The sequence below is a fragment of the Maritimibacter alkaliphilus HTCC2654 genome, from assembly GCF_000152805.1.
Classification (GTDB): Bacteria; Pseudomonadota; Alphaproteobacteria; order Rhodobacterales; family Rhodobacteraceae; genus Maritimibacter; species Maritimibacter alkaliphilus.
The window spans coordinates 2479479-2494087 of record NZ_CH902578.1 but is presented as its reverse complement, the minus strand read 5'-3'; the positions used below and the strand labels follow the sequence as shown (position 1 = coordinate 2494087).

At 63.2% G+C, this 14609-nt stretch carries 16 protein-coding genes; 7 read left to right on the top strand and 9 right to left on the bottom strand.

Annotated features, from left to right (window positions below):
- Positions 1 to 40: 40 nt before the first annotated feature.
- The 3 genes from RB2654_RS13195 to RB2654_RS13185 form a co-directional block, all read right to left on the bottom strand.
- Positions 41 to 1555 (bottom strand): heme biosynthesis protein HemY, encoded by a 1515-nt coding sequence (locus tag RB2654_RS13195; RefSeq protein ID WP_008332350.1) that lies wholly within the window; start codon positions 1553 to 1555, stop codon positions 41 to 43.
- Between the two features lie 10 nt (positions 1556 to 1565).
- Positions 1566 to 2819, bottom strand: a complete 1254-nt coding sequence (locus RB2654_RS13190; RefSeq protein WP_008332348.1) for a COG4223 family protein — start codon at positions 2817 to 2819, stop codon at positions 1566 to 1568.
- A gap of 88 nt (positions 2820 to 2907) precedes the next feature.
- Positions 2908 to 3573, bottom strand: a complete 666-nt coding sequence (locus tag RB2654_RS13185) for a uroporphyrinogen-III synthase (RefSeq protein WP_008332347.1) — start codon at positions 3571 to 3573, stop codon at positions 2908 to 2910.
- Between the two features lie 72 nt (positions 3574 to 3645).
- Here RB2654_RS13185 and tsaD point away from each other — a divergent pair, with 72 nt between their 5' ends.
- The 5 genes from tsaD (at position 3646) to RB2654_RS13160 (ending at position 6827) form a co-directional block, all read left to right on the top strand.
- Complete coding sequence (gene tsaD, locus RB2654_RS13180) at positions 3646 to 4743, top strand: tRNA (adenosine(37)-N6)-threonylcarbamoyltransferase complex transferase subunit TsaD (protein WP_008332346.1); 1098 nt, start codon at positions 3646 to 3648, stop codon at positions 4741 to 4743.
- Complete coding sequence (locus RB2654_RS13175) at positions 4740 to 5684, top strand: NAD(P)H-dependent glycerol-3-phosphate dehydrogenase (RefSeq protein ID WP_040884847.1); 945 nt, start codon at positions 4740 to 4742, stop codon at positions 5682 to 5684. Before tsaD ends, RB2654_RS13175 begins: the two co-directional genes overlap by 4 nt.
- On the top strand, positions 5685 to 5954 hold the full coding sequence (locus RB2654_RS13170) for a YciI family protein (protein ID WP_008332344.1): 270 nt from the start codon (positions 5685 to 5687) through the stop codon (positions 5952 to 5954). It abuts the gene before it with no gap.
- Positions 5954 to 6367: an EVE domain-containing protein gene (locus tag RB2654_RS13165; protein ID WP_008332342.1), complete on the top strand. Its 414-nt coding sequence runs from the start codon at positions 5954 to 5956 to the stop codon at positions 6365 to 6367. Before RB2654_RS13170 ends, RB2654_RS13165 begins: the two co-directional genes overlap by 1 nt.
- Positions 6368 to 6434: 67 nt before the next feature.
- Complete coding sequence (locus RB2654_RS13160) at positions 6435 to 6827, top strand: DUF1761 domain-containing protein (protein WP_008332341.1); 393 nt, start codon at positions 6435 to 6437, stop codon at positions 6825 to 6827.
- A gap of 255 nt (positions 6828 to 7082) precedes the next feature.
- Here the strand turns inward: RB2654_RS13160 and RB2654_RS13155 are convergent, their stop codons facing one another.
- The gene (locus tag RB2654_RS13155; RefSeq protein ID WP_008332339.1) at positions 7083 to 7424 is read right to left on the bottom strand and encodes a DUF2853 family protein; all 342 of its coding nucleotides are present in this window, start codon (positions 7422 to 7424) and stop codon (positions 7083 to 7085) included.
- A 161-nt stretch (positions 7425 to 7585) separates the two neighbouring features.
- On the opposite strand from RB2654_RS13155, the gene lysM reads away from it, so the two are divergent.
- Positions 7586 to 7999, top strand: a complete 414-nt coding sequence (lysM, locus tag RB2654_RS13150; protein WP_008332337.1) for a peptidoglycan-binding protein LysM — start codon at positions 7586 to 7588, stop codon at positions 7997 to 7999.
- Positions 8000 to 8049: 50 nt separating this feature from the next.
- On the opposite strand, the gene RB2654_RS13145 is transcribed toward lysM, so the two are convergent.
- The 5 genes from RB2654_RS13145 to ahcY form a co-directional block, all read right to left on the bottom strand.
- Positions 8050 to 9012: an alpha/beta hydrolase gene (locus RB2654_RS13145; protein WP_008332335.1), complete on the bottom strand. Its 963-nt coding sequence runs from the start codon at positions 9010 to 9012 to the stop codon at positions 8050 to 8052.
- Between the two features lie 13 nt (positions 9013 to 9025).
- The gene (locus RB2654_RS13140; RefSeq protein ID WP_008332333.1) at positions 9026 to 9997 is read right to left on the bottom strand and encodes a ketopantoate reductase family protein; all 972 of its coding nucleotides are present in this window, start codon (positions 9995 to 9997) and stop codon (positions 9026 to 9028) included.
- 99 nt (positions 9998 to 10096) lie between these two features.
- Entirely contained in the window at positions 10097 to 10879 is a 783-nt protein-coding gene (locus tag RB2654_RS13135) for a hypothetical protein (protein ID WP_008332331.1), read from the bottom strand.
- Between the two features lie 256 nt (positions 10880 to 11135).
- On the bottom strand, positions 11136 to 12254 hold the full coding sequence (locus RB2654_RS13130) for a DUF4344 domain-containing metallopeptidase (RefSeq protein WP_008332330.1): 1119 nt from the start codon (positions 12252 to 12254) through the stop codon (positions 11136 to 11138).
- 140 nt (positions 12255 to 12394) lie between these two features.
- The gene (ahcY, locus tag RB2654_RS13125) at positions 12395 to 13789 is read right to left on the bottom strand and encodes an adenosylhomocysteinase (protein ID WP_008332328.1); all 1395 of its coding nucleotides are present in this window, start codon (positions 13787 to 13789) and stop codon (positions 12395 to 12397) included.
- Positions 13790 to 14020: 231 nt separating this feature from the next.
- On the opposite strand from ahcY, the gene RB2654_RS13120 reads away from it, so the two are divergent.
- A complete protein-coding gene (locus RB2654_RS13120; protein ID WP_040884846.1) occupies positions 14021 to 14605 on the top strand; it encodes an HD domain-containing protein in 585 nt (194 codons plus the stop codon).
- Positions 14606 to 14609: the final 4 nt, after the last annotated feature.

Genomic DNA, 14609 nt, shown 5'->3' with positions numbered 1-14609 from the left:
GTGCGGGGTCATTATCACCACCTTTGCGCGGTGTGTAGCCCTAATTTTTGCTCTCGGTTTCCGTGGCTTCCGCCGGGGTCACGTCGACCGCCTCGTCGGCAGGATCGGAGCCGCCGACCAGTGCTTCGTGGTCCTCGGCGCGGGCTTCGGCGACCATCTCACGGTCCGGGGCGATGTCCGGAGCGCCGACGAGCAGCGCGTCCATCCGCGTTCCGCCCGGCATTTTCATGTCCGTCTCGCGCGGTTCGCTCCATGACAGGGTGTCGAAGGCACCGCAGTTCTCGCAGACCGGGCCCCAGTCGGCATGAACCGTATGGCACTTGTCGCACACCCACTGCGGTCCGCGCGGCGCGACGACGGCCTTGGCAAGCCATGCGCGGATTTCGCTGTCCGGCGCTTCGAGCCCGCGTTCGATGGCCGCCATCAGGGTCAGCACCCTTTGCGTCGGCTTGGTCGTGGGCAGATCGCCCAAAGCCTCACGCGCCTTGTCGAATTGTTCGGCGGCGATGTGCAACTCGGCCAGAAGCATCTTGTTCTCGGGATGATCCGGATGCTCTTTGGTCAGGGCTTTGAACCGTTTCAGCCGCTGCTCCGGCGTTTCGTTCGGCTCGATCTCGGCGAAGGCTTCGGCAATGTCCGGGTGCGGCTGCACCTTCCAGGTCTTCGTCAGCACCCGTGCCGCATACCGTTTGTTGTCCTGCTCCAGATAGCTGCGCGCGGCGAGCACCGATCCGGGGATCAGATCCGGCGACAGCTTGTTCGCCTCGATCGCCGCCTCGCGGGCGCGGATCGAATTGCCGTCCTGGAAAATGCCCTTGGCTTCTTGAAGGGCGAGCACGGCATCCCGGCGCTTGCCGACGTCCTTGGGAAGCGCGCCATGCTTGACCTTCTTGCCCAGCGTTTCCCGCGCGCCGTGCCAGTCGTTCTGGGTGGCTTGCAGGGCGAGCAGCACGTCTCCGGTCTCGGCATGCTGGGGTTTGAGCGCAAAGGCTTTCTCGGCCAGCTTCATCGCCGTGTCCGTGTCGCCCTCTTCCAGCTTTTGCTTCATCAAACCCCGCACGCCGACGAACCGCGTGCGCTCATCGGCCAGAAGCCGTTTGTAGACCTCGGTCGCCTTCTTCCGGTCGCCGGCCATTTCGGCGGCCTGCGCGGTGATGAGGTTGGTCAGTTCCGGCCGGCGCAGATACCGTTCTGCCCGTGCGGCTTTGGTGATCGCCGTCCGCTCTTCGCCCGAGGCGAGCGCCATCATCCCATCCGCGAGCGCCTCATACCCTTTTCGCTCGCGATTGCGGTCGAAGTGCCGGGAAATCGCGGTTTCGTCTCCGTTCAGGAACCGGATCGTGGCGACGATCAGGCCAGCCAGCTTCAACAAAATCCAAAGCGTGACGACCAAAACGATCAGGGCGATGACCGCCTGAAGCGCACCAAGGTTGTATTCCTGTGCGCCGATGTCGACGCGGATGCCGCCGTCGGTTTCCAGCAGATAGGTCGCGCCGACCGTTGCCGCACCGATCAGGACGACGAACAGAATGATCTTGAACAGGGACCAGAGCATTACGTCTTCCTTATTGGTTCAGGTCTTGGGCAAGGGCCGATCCGGCCTCGAGCGCGGCAAGCCGCGTCTGCGCGCGGTCGATCCAGTCGGTCATCGCCGGTTGTGCGGCGTCCGGCATCGCCGACAGTTCGTCGAGTGCCTCGGCAATGCGACCGTTGTTCAGGGCGAACTCGGCGCGCGACAGGATCGCATCCGGGTCGTCGCCCTCCTGCGGCTCCAGCGACCGGGTTCCAAGCTGTGTCCGCAGGAACGCCTCGCCCCGCCCGATCTCGCCCGCCTCGACCATCGCGCGCAGGCTGAGGTCAAGCGCCTCTCGCGCCACGTCGGGGAAGCTTTCCTGAAGGCTGCCCAGCGTGGGCACACCGTCGCCAGCGACTGCGGCCAGTGCGTCAGGTGCTTCGGCCCCCGTCGCGGTCGTCAGGTCGAAAAGCGCGTCCTCGAACGGCTGACCGGAGTCCAGCGCGGCCATGATCCGGGACAAGGCGGCGCGCCCCGTCGCCGCCTGCGCGGCCTGCGCCGCGCTGGCCTGAAGCTCTTCCGCGTCGGCCTGTTCGGCGCGCAGCTTTTCAAGTTCGGTTTCGAGCATCGACCGGATGCTCGCCAACTCCCGTTCGTAGGCGGCAGCCGCGGTTTCCGCCGCTTCCGCACTGTCGCCCTGAGGCATCTTTTCAAGCGCGGTGATACGCTCGTCGTATCCGCTGACGGTGGCCGCTAGATCCTCGATCCGGTTCTGGGTCGCGACGATGTCCGCGCGCAGCGTGCCGCCCAGATCTTCGACCGATGTGTCGACCTGAAGGGCGCTGATGGTCGCGGATTGTTCGTCGATGGTGCTTTGAAGCGTCGCGATCTGCTCCGATTGCGCGTTCAGCGCCTCCTGCACCGGGTCCGGGTCGGGGTCTGAACCGAACGGCCAACTGCCGGGCACAAACGCCTGCGCCGCCGCGAACCCGATTGCACCCGCGAACAGCCCACCGACGATCATGCCCCCGAACGGGAGCGCCGCGCCGCCGCGCCGCGGTTCTTCACGCACCACGGGCGCGATGCTCGGCGTGGGGTCCGCGTCCTGCGCTGGCGCCTCTTCGTCGGTGTCGGCCCCGCTGTCGTCACGCGTCCCGTCCTGATCGGTCAGGATGGTGACTTCAGGCTCGTCCTCAGGCGCGATTTCTTCGATGACGACCGCGTCTTCCACGGCATCCTGAGCAACCTTGGGCGAGTCGGGCTCGCCCGTTTCGGTCGTGTCGTCGGATTTCGGGGTATTCGCCACGCGTGCACCTTTCGAATCTTAACTCATTGTCGGACAAGCCGGACTTCGGTTCAAACTTAGCTACGGCGCACCAAGGTCTCAAGGCGGGTCACCGAGATGCCGCAGCGACAATTCGCGCGATCATCTCGTCGCCGTCCGGATCGGTGCAGACCTCGCTTCGTCCGCCGGTCGCGCTTGTCCACGCAGTGGCGACCGCCGGGCTCAACGCAATCACGTGGAGGTTGGATCCAATCCTTGCCAACTGGTCTCCCACACGCTCGGCAGATCGTGGTGACCACAGGGGCAGGATCATGCGGTCCTGTCCTTCGAGCGCGGCTTTCGCTTCGGGGCTGAGGTCGCGCGCGATCTGCGCGTAAACCTCGCACTCATGTGTCTCTATTCCGGCGGAGTTCAGCCGTTCTGCAATCTCGCCGCGCGTCTCGCGTCCCCTTGCGTGAAGCAGCGGCCCCTCCGCTTCGATGCGCTGCACCAGATCGTCGGCATCCCGCGCGACGAGCCTGACCTCCCCGCCCGAGGCTTCGGCGGTGCGTGCGCCGACGCAATAGACCGGAACTCCGGCCAGATCCGGCAGGAACGAAACGGCATGTGCCGAGGTGAGGATCAGACCGGCATATTCCCCCGGATCGACCGAAGCGCCCGTCCCCTTTATCTCGGTCACAGGCGACACGATCACATCGATCCCCGACAAGGCCGCCGCGACACGCTCGCTCGCCTCGCGCGGGCGGGTCAGTATCACCGTGGGTTTCGGGGTCATGGCGTCTCGCGGGATGGACGGGAACGGTGTGTCTTGGTATCCCGGCGAGACCTTCGGAGCAACCGCCGCACCATGTCGCGCACCATCACGATTCTCGGGCTGGAAAGCAGCTGTGACGACACCGCAGCTGCGGTCGTGCGCCACCGTCCGGGGCACGATCCCGAGATCCTGTCATCGGTCGTGGCCGGTCAAACCGAGTTGCATTCGGCATACGGGGGTGTCGTGCCGGAAATCGCCGCGCGGGCGCATACGGAGAAGCTCGACCTCTGCGTCGAAGAGGCCCTTGAGGCTGCCGGGCTGCGGCTGCGTGACCTCGACGCCATCGCGGTGACGGCGGGACCGGGTCTGATCGGCGGCGTTCTGGCCGGGGTGATGACGGCCAAAGGTCTTGCGGTGGCGACGGGATTGCCCCTTGTCGGGGTGAACCACCTTGCAGGCCACGCGCTTACACCGCGTCTGACCGATGGCACATCCTATCCCTATCTCATGCTTCTCGTATCGGGGGGTCATTGCCAGTTCCTGATCGCGCATGGACCGGATCGGTTCACGCGGCTGGGTGGCACCATCGACGACGCGCCCGGCGAGGCGTTCGACAAGACCGCGCGTTTGCTCGGCCTGCCGCAACCCGGCGGCCCGTCGGTCGAAACCGAGGCGCGCGCGGGCGACCCGAAGCGGTTTCGCCTCCCGCGGCCCCTGCTGGATCGGCCGGGATGCGATATGAGCTTCTCTGGCCTCAAGACGGCGCTTCTGCGCGAACGGGACAAACTCGTCACCGCTCAAGGCGGGATCACGGTCAAGGATCGAGCCGACCTTTGCGCGGGCTTTCAGGCGGCTGTTGCCGATGTCTTGGCCGAAAAAGCCCGCCGCGCGATTGCCGAATATCTGGCCCTGTCGCCAACGGAACCCGTGATCGCGGTCGCGGGCGGTGTGGCCGCGAATTCCGCCATTCGTGCCGCGTTAGAGACTGTTTCGGCCGAAACGGGCGTCCGTTTTATCGCGCCGCCGCTGGCCCTGTGCACCGACAATGCAGCGATGATTGCTTGGGCCGGGATCGAGAAATTCCGATCCGGGGACACCGACGACATGACGCTGGCCGCCCGCCCGCGCTGGCCGTTGGATCAGGGTGCGGCGCCGATGCTCGGGTTCGGCAAGAAGGGAGCGAAAGCATGAGCGTGGCTGTCCTTGGTGCAGGGGCTTTCGGAACATCGCTGGCCATCGCCATGGCGCGGTCCGGCAAGGGCGTGACACTTTGGGCGCGCGATGTTCGGGATATGGCGGACCAGCGCGAGAATACTCTTCGCCTGCCCGGCTTCGCCTTCCCGGACAAGCTTGTGATCACAAAACACATATCCGCGGTCACGGACGATGTCGTGTTGCTCGCCGTCCCGATGCAGAAGCTGCGCGCGTTCCTGTCCGAGTATTGTGAAGTGCTGTTAGGGCGCACCTTGGTCGCGACCTGCAAGGGCATCGACGTCGAGACCGGCGAAGGGCCGGGCGAGATCATTCGCCGTCTCTGCCCCGACGCGACGCCCGCGCTTCTGTCCGGTCCCAGTTTTGCCGTCGACGTCGCGGCGGGCCTGCCCACTGCATTGACCTTGGCCGCATCCGAGCCTGAACCGCTTCAACATGCGCTGACGGGCGGCAATCTGCGGCTTTATCGGTCGACGGACATGATCGGGGTCGAAACCGGCGGGGCGATGAAGAACGTGATCGCCATTGCCTGCGGGCTTGCCATCGGCGCCGGGCTTGGCGAATCCGCCCGCGCCGCCCTGATGACGCGCGGGTTCGCCGAGATGAACCGCTTCGCCGTCGCGCGGGGGGCCGAGGCCGACACACTTCAGGGCCTGTCCGGTTTCGGCGATCTGACTCTGACCTGCACTTCGGAAAAATCCCGCAATTTCGCCTATGGCCTGTCTCTTGGCCGGGGCGAGCCGCAGGCCGAAGGCGTGACGATCGAAGGCAAGGCCACGGCCAAGGCCGTCGCGAGCGCCGCCACGAAGGCCGGGATCGAGATGCCGATCACGAATATGGTCGTCGCGGTCATGTCCGGCCATATTACGATCAACGAGGCGAGCGATCTGTTGCTCGCCCGCCCGCTCAAGGAGGAATGAATGTTCGCAGTGATCTGCACCGACAAGCCCGGAAGCCTGGACATCCGCAAAGCCAACCGTGACGCGCACCTCGGCTATATCGAAGACACCGGCGTCGTCGTCATGGCGGGGCCGTTTCTTGACGACAACGGCGACATGAACGGCTCACTCGTCATCCTGTCCGTTACTTCGCGCGAGGCGGCACTCGACTGGGCCAAGGGTGACCCGTATGCCAAGGCCGATCTGTTCGCCGACGTGCGGATCGAGGAATGGAAAAAGGTGGTCGGCTGATGCGTTACTGGCTGTTCAAATCCGAACCGAACGCTTGGGGATGGGACGATCAGGTCGCCAAAGGCGAGGCGGGCGAGGAGTGGGACGGTGTACGCAACTATCAGGCCCGCAACAACATGCGCGAGATGAAGCTGGGCGACCTTGGCTTCTTCTACCATTCCGTCGACGAAAAACGCGTGGTCGGGATCGTCGAGGTCTGCAAGGAGATCCATCCCGACAGCACGACCGACGATCCCCGCTGGGAATGCGTGGACATCAAGGCGGTCCGCCCGGTGAAAAAACCCGTGACGCTGGATATGTGCAAGAACGATCCGCGCCTTGCCGACATGGTCTTGGTGAACAACACCCGCCTGTCGGTGCAGCCCGTGACCGAAGCGGAATGGAACGTCGTTCTCGAACTGGCCGGAGAATAGGACTAGGGGAAATTGCCCCCTCACGGCATGATTGGCTCACAACAAACTGTGTCAGTGAGGGACAATCATGGAAATCGTCAACGTTCTGGTCGCGGCTGCCGCGGCGTGGGTCTTCGGGGCCGTCTGGTACATGGTGCTGTCGAAACCGTGGATGCGGGTGTCTGGCGTCAAGATCGACGAACAGACTGGGCGCCCGATGGGCGGGGCGCTTCCTTTCATCCTGTCGGCCGTGGCGATGATCGTCGTTGCCGGCTTCATGCGGCACATCTTCGCGATGACTACCATCGACACCATCGGCAAGGGCTTTGTCGCTGGTCTGGGGATTGGTCTGTTCTTCATCACGCCGTGGACGATGATAAACAACGCCTACCCGGGGCGGCCGTTCATGCTGACCGTGATCGACGGAGGCTACGCCGTCGGCGGCTGCGCGATCATCGGCGCAATCCTGATGGCGTTCTGAGAAACGCAGCCCGAAAAAACTGGAGGGTCCGGCCCCGCGCCGAACCCTCCATCCACCCCACGTGCTCCCTCAGCACCGCACGTGTCTCTGAATTTAGGGTCCGACCGTCCTGGCCTTCGAGAAGAGAGATAGGGCATCCCATCGAGTCGCTCAATCTCCAAGTCTCTGGGATTTTAGCCAAATTCGACGCGAAGGGCAGAACGACAAAGGGCGACCAGCGGCCGCCCTCGAAGCATGACAACGAAAGGTATGGGGTCAGGCGTAGACCGACTCTTTGCCGAAATGCTTGACGAGCATGTAATAGACCACGGCCCGGTACTTGTTGCGCTCGGACTTGCCGTAGGTCTCGATCACCGCGTTGATCGCGTCCATCAGTTGCGGGCCATCGGTCAGGCCAAGTTTCTTGATGAGGAAATTGTTTTTGACGGTCTCAAGCTCGTGCGCCTGGCTTCCGGCCACCGTTTCGGCGTCGGGGTTGTAGATCGCCGGACCGCAGCCGATCGTCACCTTGGTCAGCAGGTCCATGTCGGGGGTCATCCCGCACTTGTTCTTCAGATCGTCCGCGTAAGTGGCGATCTTGTCGTCACGTTTTCCCATGAAAAGACTCCCAGTTCTGTCCCGAGGGCGTCCGTCCCTCGCCGGGGAGCCTAGGCGCAAATGTGCCAAATCGAAAGAAAATTATCCCCCGATCATTCCCTCTACCCATCACGGCCCGGATGGCGCAACATGGGGGCGCATTTTATCAATCGGAGGGTACGATGGGACTCTGGAGTTTTGTGAAAGGGGCGGGAAAGTCGCTTTTCGGCGGCGAAGACGCCAAGAACGAGGACGCGCTCAAGAAAGAGGTCGAGGAGCTCGGCGTTTCGACCGAGGGGCTCGAGATCAAGGTCGAGGGTGACAAGGTCAAGGTGACCGGCGGCTCGATGACGACCGAAGAAAAGGAAAAGGTCATCCTTGCCGTCGGTAACGTCGAAGGCATTTCCGAGGTCGAAGCCGATGTCGAGACTGAGACGCTGTTCCATACCGTCGAAAAGGGCGACACGCTTTGGGCGGTCAGCCAGAAAACACTGGGCGATGGTTCGCGCTACAACGAGATTTTCGAGGCGAACAAGCCAATGCTGAAGCACCCGGACAAAATCTACCCGGGTCAGGTGCTGCGCATTCCGACCTGATCGGCGCATCGTTCTTCAAGCGGAAGGCCCGGCTGAGTTCCGGGCCTTTCTTATTTGGGGCAGCCGAGGAAACCCGCAATCGCCTCGGTCGTTTCCGCCGCGTCGAGAATGCCAAGGTGACCGAGACCGGGAAGGATCTCGTAGTTCCCGTTGGTCGTGGCGCCGGACATCACCGGCTCATACTCCATGGGCCGAAAGGCCGCGTCATCGGACCCGGCCAGCAGGAGGAAGGGCGGAAGCGCGGCGATATCGGCGAGATAGTCGGAACGGGGTGCATATCCGGTGTTCAGCCTGTGGCTATAGGACGCTGTGGCCCATTGCCCCTGTTCGGTGGCTCGCACGGTTTCGGGCAAGTTGAACTCGATCACGGTCAGGCCGTTCAGTGCGCGGATGCCCACCGCGTTCAGCATCGACAGACCAATGATCCGGCGCGTCAACGGACGGGCCCAGACGGACCCCTCGGTGGCGGTCGGCGCGTTGTATTTCAAAAAGGGCGCGATCAGAACCGCACGGTCCATGCGTGCCCCATGGGCACCGCCCGCAAACCGGATGACCAGACCGCCCCCCGACGAATGCCCCGCGAACACGGCGCGGTCCAACCCCAGATGATCCAGCAGATCGGCAAGGTCGTCTTCCAGTTGTCCGACATAGGCGATATCGCCGCGCGGATCGGCCAGCGGCCCGTGTCCGCGCAGGTCGGGAACGATCACGCGGTAGCCGCACCGCTGCGAGATCGCTTGGGCAAGCGGCTCATAGGCCGCGCCGTGCCACCCTGACCCGTGGACCAGGATCATGTCGCCCGAACCCGTTCCCGCGATATCGCGATAGCCAAGCGTCGCCCCATCCCGCGCGGTAAAGGTCAAGAGTTCCGACACCGACGCGCCGGAATCGCCCTCGGGAAAGTCGAGCGTTTCGGCCGAGACGAAACCCTTGGGCGGCTGGGACAGGATCAGAACAAATGCGATGGCAAAGAAGATGCCGACCGAAATCGCCGGGATGAGAATGAATTTCACGGGTGCAATGCCTTCAAGACGTTCGAATTTCTGCTTCGATCTCATCCATTGTCACGCTGCCGGGCGCAACCCCGTCGCGCGCCATGCGGGCCGCGATCCGGGTGAGGGCCGCGTTCACCGGCACCGGAACCCCATGCATTCGCCCAAGCCAGACGATCTCGCCGTTCAGCCAATCCGTTTCGACACGTTTAGTTTTTCGCAGAAAACTCTGGGTCGTCGAGGTTCCGGCGTTCTCGACACCGGGAACCTTGGTGAACGACATGTGGGCTTTTCGGTCCGGGTGATCCATTCCCACGTCTTCCCAATCGATGCCCGCGGCGGCCAGAACCGCTTCGGCCTCGGCGCGCATCGTTTCGCGCAGTCCGGGGGCGGGGGCGCCATGGCCCAGCGCAGCGCCGACGATGTTCGACAGGTTCATGAGCAGCTTCCCGTATTTCGTGGCCATCACGTTGTCTTTCGGGAAAGCGGCGATGCCAGCGTCGGTCAGTGCCGCACACAGGTTTCGATCGGCGTCGTCCATGCCGCCCGGATACCGACCGATGTAGAACAGCCCGGTCTTGGGTGCCGATTGCACGACGACCTCGCCGGGCACGGTAAACAGCGCGGGCATCATCACCGTCACGCCGTGCACGTTCGGAAAGAGCCGCAAGGCCTTTGACTCGTTCGCGACCCCGTTCTGGAGGCAGAAGATCGGTTGATCGGTCACACCCGCCGCGCGCAGGTCTTCAAGCGCCTCGCCGGTATCCTGACCCTTCATGGCAAGCAGAATCATATCGTCAGGACCGAATTCGATGTCGTCGGCCGCGCCGACGGCGTGAAGCTTCACCACCTCGTCCATCAAGGGTGTCCGAAGCCGCAATCCGCTGGACCGGATCGCGTCAAGCTGCGCCCCGCGCGAGATCGCGATGACATCCTTTTGCGCCAAATGAAGGGCCGCCGCGACCGCCCCTCCGATGGCACCCGTACCGAAAACAACGAACCGCATCACGTCCTCCTGCAAACTCGATGCGATCCTGCCGGTATACGGCGCACATGCAAGGGCGCGCCCTAAGACGCGCCCTCAACAACACTCAGGGATGTCGGATTACTGGGCGGTCGTTTCCGTCTCAGTTTCCTCTTCGGTCGCGGCCATATCGTCTTCGGTCGCTTCCTCATCCGTCGCTTCGGTGTCGGCCGCCATGTCTTCCTCGGCGGCACCTTCGGTCGTCGCCTCGGTATCGGTGGCGACGTCTTCTTCCACCACGCCGTCTTCCGCAGCAGGTTCTTCCGCGGCCATGTCTTCGGTCGCGTCTTCACCTTCCATCGCGTCATCCGCGCTGGCCGATGCGTCCGATCCGGTCGCGTCGTCAGCCGCCGGCGCTTCTTCCTCAGCCGGGAGAAGGTCGGCAACCGGCGTCTCGTCCGGCAGGCCCTCGACGTCCGATTCATCGAACTCCGGCTGTTCCTTCAGCGTTTCCTTGTCGGTCGAGAGGACGAAGGACATGCCGTCTTCGCGCAGCTCGAAGTCTTCCAGCGGCAGGGCGACGGTGTATTCGCCGAGGCCCAGGAAGCCGCCGATACCGATCACGGCATCCGCACCGTCACCATTGGCGACGACATAGTCGATTTCGCCGATCCGGTTGTCTTCGGGGTCATAGGCGACAAAGCCGACGACGTCCCCGACGGTCATCTCGTCAAGCGAGGCGAAGGTCGGGGCCGCAGCCACGTCACCTTCCATGTCCGTCGTGCCGGTCATGTCGGTGCCCATTTCGGTTTCGGCCGCCATCGGCTCTTCTGCCGCCATGGGTTCGTCGGTGTCTTGCGCGTAGGCACCACCTGCCACGAGAGCGGCCAGGCTGGCACCCATCATAAGGGTCTTGAGTTTCATAACGATCCTCCTTTTCGGTCGCTGTATTGCCGATCAAACCGGGCTGGAGGTGAGTCGGTTCCCACTAAGGGATCGCGACGGGGAGCGGTTGGCGAAGGATGGCCGATGACCGCCCGCAGGTCGGGCCGCATTCCGCCCAAGCAAGGCCGGGCGGGAACCTGCCCATTTTTCAATCAAGTGTCTGACAAAAAACAATAAAGGTAATGGGCGGCTTGGCCCGCGGATCACCCCGAAGCTGCGATCGCGCACGCTTCCGCTAGTCCGAAAAACAGTTCGGCCAGGTTCCGCGCCCCGGGCACCGCCGGGCGTTGTCCAGCCCTTTCGTGGTCAGCGTGGACGGCATTCTAAGCTCGTTGCCCGATGCATCGCGCCCTGCCCATTCGCCTTCGGACGTCACCGTGATGGACCAACCGCTCTGGTCCACGGCGCCACCGAACCGACTTTGGGCCGCGCCGGTTTCCGTCTCCGGTGGCTTGGTTGCATCCGTGCGGTCGGCTTCCTCGCGGGCAGCCAATCCCGTTTCGTAGTTCGTGAACTGGGAAAACTTGGCGAATACCATCTCGTAGCACATCACGATGGCCGGCGGATCACGGCGGTAAAAGGCGTTCACGGTGCCACAGGGCGCGGTGGCGATCTGGAGATCGCGGGGCAGGTCGAAATTCCCGGCGATCAGGGCTTCGACTTTCTCGAGGAACTTCATCTCCATCAGCATCTGGCCCAGCAGGTATGTCATGCCCGGCTCCGGCTGCACATAATTCAACGCAAACGCGCCGCCCGTTCTCGGTACGTCACGGGGCAGAAGATGCGGCTTCAGCACGGCGCGCCAGCCATCCAGCGCCCGCTCGGAGATATGGACGCACTTTTCCCGACGGTCGTCGGGCATCTGCATGATGTCGGCAATCGGGCCGTAACGCTCGCCGTTTCGCCCGACGAGCAGACACGTGGCATGATAGGCCCGCTGAAGGTTAAAGCTGTGCTCGTCGTAGAAATGGGCATCGGTCAGGGTTGCCGGATCACCCCTGTTGATCGCCCAATCCTGAATGGCGGCGTAGAGGGTTTCATAATTCTCGTCGGTTTCGTTCCCGACCAGCATGGCCACGGCGAGTGTATCCGCCGCGTCCTCTTCCCACCCGAGCACAGGCAACTGATACTCGTGGATCAGCATATGCGCGATTTCGTGGTACATGATGAACTGGATGCTGGCCCAGGTCTTGCGCAACGCACGTCCGACCACGTCGAGCGTGAGATCGGGGAATTCCTCGACGATGACCTCGGCGACAGCGCGCGCGATCTCGTCGTCTGTGGCCGCTTCGGAGGTGGTGCCCGGCCCGGAAACGAACAAGGCCGTCACGGCGGCAAGCAGGAGTCGGCGCATGTCTGGTCTCCTCTCGAAGACCAGTATCCGGCCAGACCGGGCGATTCGGTCAATGCGCGGGGACCGAAAAAGCGCCGGAAATGAAAACGCCGCCTCCCAAGCGGGAAGCGGCGTCTCGATTTCCTCGGTAAACGAGTGGCTCAGTACCGGTAGTGTTCCGGTTTGAACGGCCCTTCGACCGTCACACCGATGTAGCTTGCCTGTTCCGGCTTCAGCTCGGTCAGCTTCACGCCGATCCGGTCGAGGTGCAGACGGGCCACTTTTTCGTCGAGGTGCTTGGGCAGGATGTAGACCTCGTTCTTGTAGTTCTCGCCACGGGTCCAAAGTTCGATCTGGGCGAGCACCTGGTTGGTGAACGACGCCGACATGACGAACGAGGGGTGGCCGGTGGCGTTGCCGAGGTTCAGGAGGCGACCTTCGGACAGCAGGATGATGCGGGCGCCCGAGGGCATCTCGATCATATCCACCTGATCCTTGATGTTCGTCCACTTGTGGTTCTTCAGGCTCGCCACCTGAATTTCGTTGTCGAAGTGGCCGATGTTGCCGACGATGGCCATGTCCTTCATCTCGCGCATGTGCTCGATGCGGATGACGTCCTTGTTGCCGGTGGTGGTCACGAAGATGTCGGCGGTCGACACGACATCCTCAAGCGTGACGACCTCGAACCCGTCCATCGCGGCCTGAAGCGCACAGATCGGGTCGATCTCGGTCACTTTCACGCGGGCACCCGCGCCGCGCAGCGAGGCGGCAGAGCCTTTGCCCACGTCGCCATAGCCACAGACCACGGCGACCTTCCCGGCCATCATGGTGTCGGTGGCGCGGCGGATACCGTCGACCAGCGATTCCTTACAGCCGTATTTGTTGTCGAACTTCGACTTGGTGACGCTGTCGTTGACGTTGATAGCCGGGAAGGGCAGCAGGTCCTTCTTCATCAGCTCGTACAGGCGGTGAACGCCGGTCGTCGTCTCTTCCGAAACGCCCTTAATCATGTCGCGCTGCTTGGTGAACCAGCCGGGGCTCGCTGCGAGGCGATTCTTGATCTGCTTGAAGAGGTATTCCTCTTCTTCCGAGGTCGGCGTTTCGATCAGGTCGGTTTCACCCGCTTCCACACGCGCACCCATCAGGATGTACATGGTCGCGTCGCCGCCATCGTCGAGGATCATGTTGCAGCCGCCCTCTTCGAACATGAAGATGCGGTCGGCATAGTCCCAGTATTCTTCCAGCGTCTCGCCCTTCACGGCGAAAACCGGGGTGCCGCCAGCCGCGATGGCGGCGGCCGCGTGATCCTGCGTCGAGAAGATGTTGCACGACGCCCAGCGCACGTCGGCGCCGAGCGCAACGAGCGTTTCGATCAGAACGGCCGTCTGGATCGTCATGTGCAGCGACCCCGCGATCCGGGCGCCCTTCAGCGGTTGGGTCGCACCGTATTCTTCCCGAAGCGCCATCAGCCCGGGCATTTCGGTTTCGGCGATGTCCAATTCCTTGCGCCCGAAGTCGGCAAGCGAAATGTCCTTAACGATATAATCCTGAGTCACAGGTATCTCTCCGTAGGTCAGCGTTTGCAGGTTGCTAGCACCACCTCACCCAAGGTGCAACGAAGCCTGCGTTGACTTTGCGCGGTCCTTGGGAACACTTCGCGTAAAAGGCAGGCGAATGTTTTACACGATGAACGAACGACAAGGCGGTCACTGTGGCGTGCCCGAAGGGCCGGATCATGCGATGTCAGCGCAGGCTCACCCCGATGCGCTTGAAGGGAGGCAAGGCTGATGGCCCGTGCGTGGCAACGAATGCTGTCCGGTCGAAGGCTCGATCTGCTCGACCCGACCCCGGTGGACATCGAGATCGAAGATATCGCGCACGGCCTTGCCTTCGTCGCGCGCTGGAACGGGCAGACGCGTGGCGATTTTCCCTATTCGGTGGCCGAACACTCCATTCTGGTGGAAGAGCTGTTCTCACGCATGAACCCCAAAGCCCCCGCGAAATGGCAACTCGCCGCTTTGCTGCACGATGCGCCGGAATACGTCATTGGCGACATGATTTCCCCGGTGAAGGCCGCCGTGGGGCCGGGCTACGGGGAACTCGACGATCGGCTCATGGCGGCGATCCACCTGCGCTTCGGCTTGCCGCACAAGGTGCCCGCCAACATCAAGAAGGCGATCAAGAAGGCCGACAAGGTGTCGGCTTGGCTGGAAGCGACCCAGATCGCCGGGTTCTCGATGGCGGAAGCGGACAAGTTCTTCGGCCACCCGGACGAGGGGCTTATCGAGGGCCTGACCATCGCGCCGCGTCCGCCCGTCGATGTGCGGCACGATTTCGTCGCCCGCCACAACGCGCTTCTTGCGCTGGTTTAGAGCC

Excerpts from the sequence above, each read along its gene's own strand:
- RB2654_RS13195 (WP_008332350.1), bottom strand. The coding sequence starts at position 1,555 with ATGCTCTGGTCCCTGTTCAAGATCATTCTGTTCGTCGTCCTGATCGGT.
- RB2654_RS13185 (WP_008332347.1), bottom strand. The coding sequence starts at position 3,573 with ATGACCCCGAAACCCACGGTGATACTGACCCGCCCGCGCGAGGCGAGC.
- tsaD (WP_008332346.1), top strand. The coding sequence starts at position 3,646 with ATGTCGCGCACCATCACGATTCTCGGGCTGGAAAGCAGCTGTGACGAC.
- RB2654_RS13175 (WP_040884847.1), top strand. The coding sequence starts at position 4,740 with ATGAGCGTGGCTGTCCTTGGTGCAGGGGCTTTCGGAACATCGCTGGCC.
- RB2654_RS13170 (WP_008332344.1), top strand. The coding sequence starts at position 5,685 with ATGTTCGCAGTGATCTGCACCGACAAGCCCGGAAGCCTGGACATCCGC.
- RB2654_RS13165 (WP_008332342.1), top strand. The coding sequence starts at position 5,954 with ATGCGTTACTGGCTGTTCAAATCCGAACCGAACGCTTGGGGATGGGAC.
- RB2654_RS13160 (WP_008332341.1), top strand. The coding sequence starts at position 6,435 with ATGGAAATCGTCAACGTTCTGGTCGCGGCTGCCGCGGCGTGGGTCTTC.
- RB2654_RS13155 (WP_008332339.1), bottom strand. The coding sequence starts at position 7,424 with ATGGGAAAACGTGACGACAAGATCGCCACTTACGCGGACGATCTGAAG.
- lysM (WP_008332337.1), top strand. The coding sequence starts at position 7,586 with ATGGGACTCTGGAGTTTTGTGAAAGGGGCGGGAAAGTCGCTTTTCGGC.
- RB2654_RS13140 (WP_008332333.1), bottom strand. The coding sequence starts at position 9,997 with ATGCGGTTCGTTGTTTTCGGTACGGGTGCCATCGGAGGGGCGGTCGCG.
- RB2654_RS13135 (WP_008332331.1), bottom strand. The coding sequence starts at position 10,879 with ATGAAACTCAAGACCCTTATGATGGGTGCCAGCCTGGCCGCTCTCGTG.
- RB2654_RS13130 (WP_008332330.1), bottom strand. The coding sequence starts at position 12,254 with ATGCGCCGACTCCTGCTTGCCGCCGTGACGGCCTTGTTCGTTTCCGGG.
- RB2654_RS13120 (WP_040884846.1), top strand. The coding sequence starts at position 14,021 with ATGGCCCGTGCGTGGCAACGAATGCTGTCCGGTCGAAGGCTCGATCTG.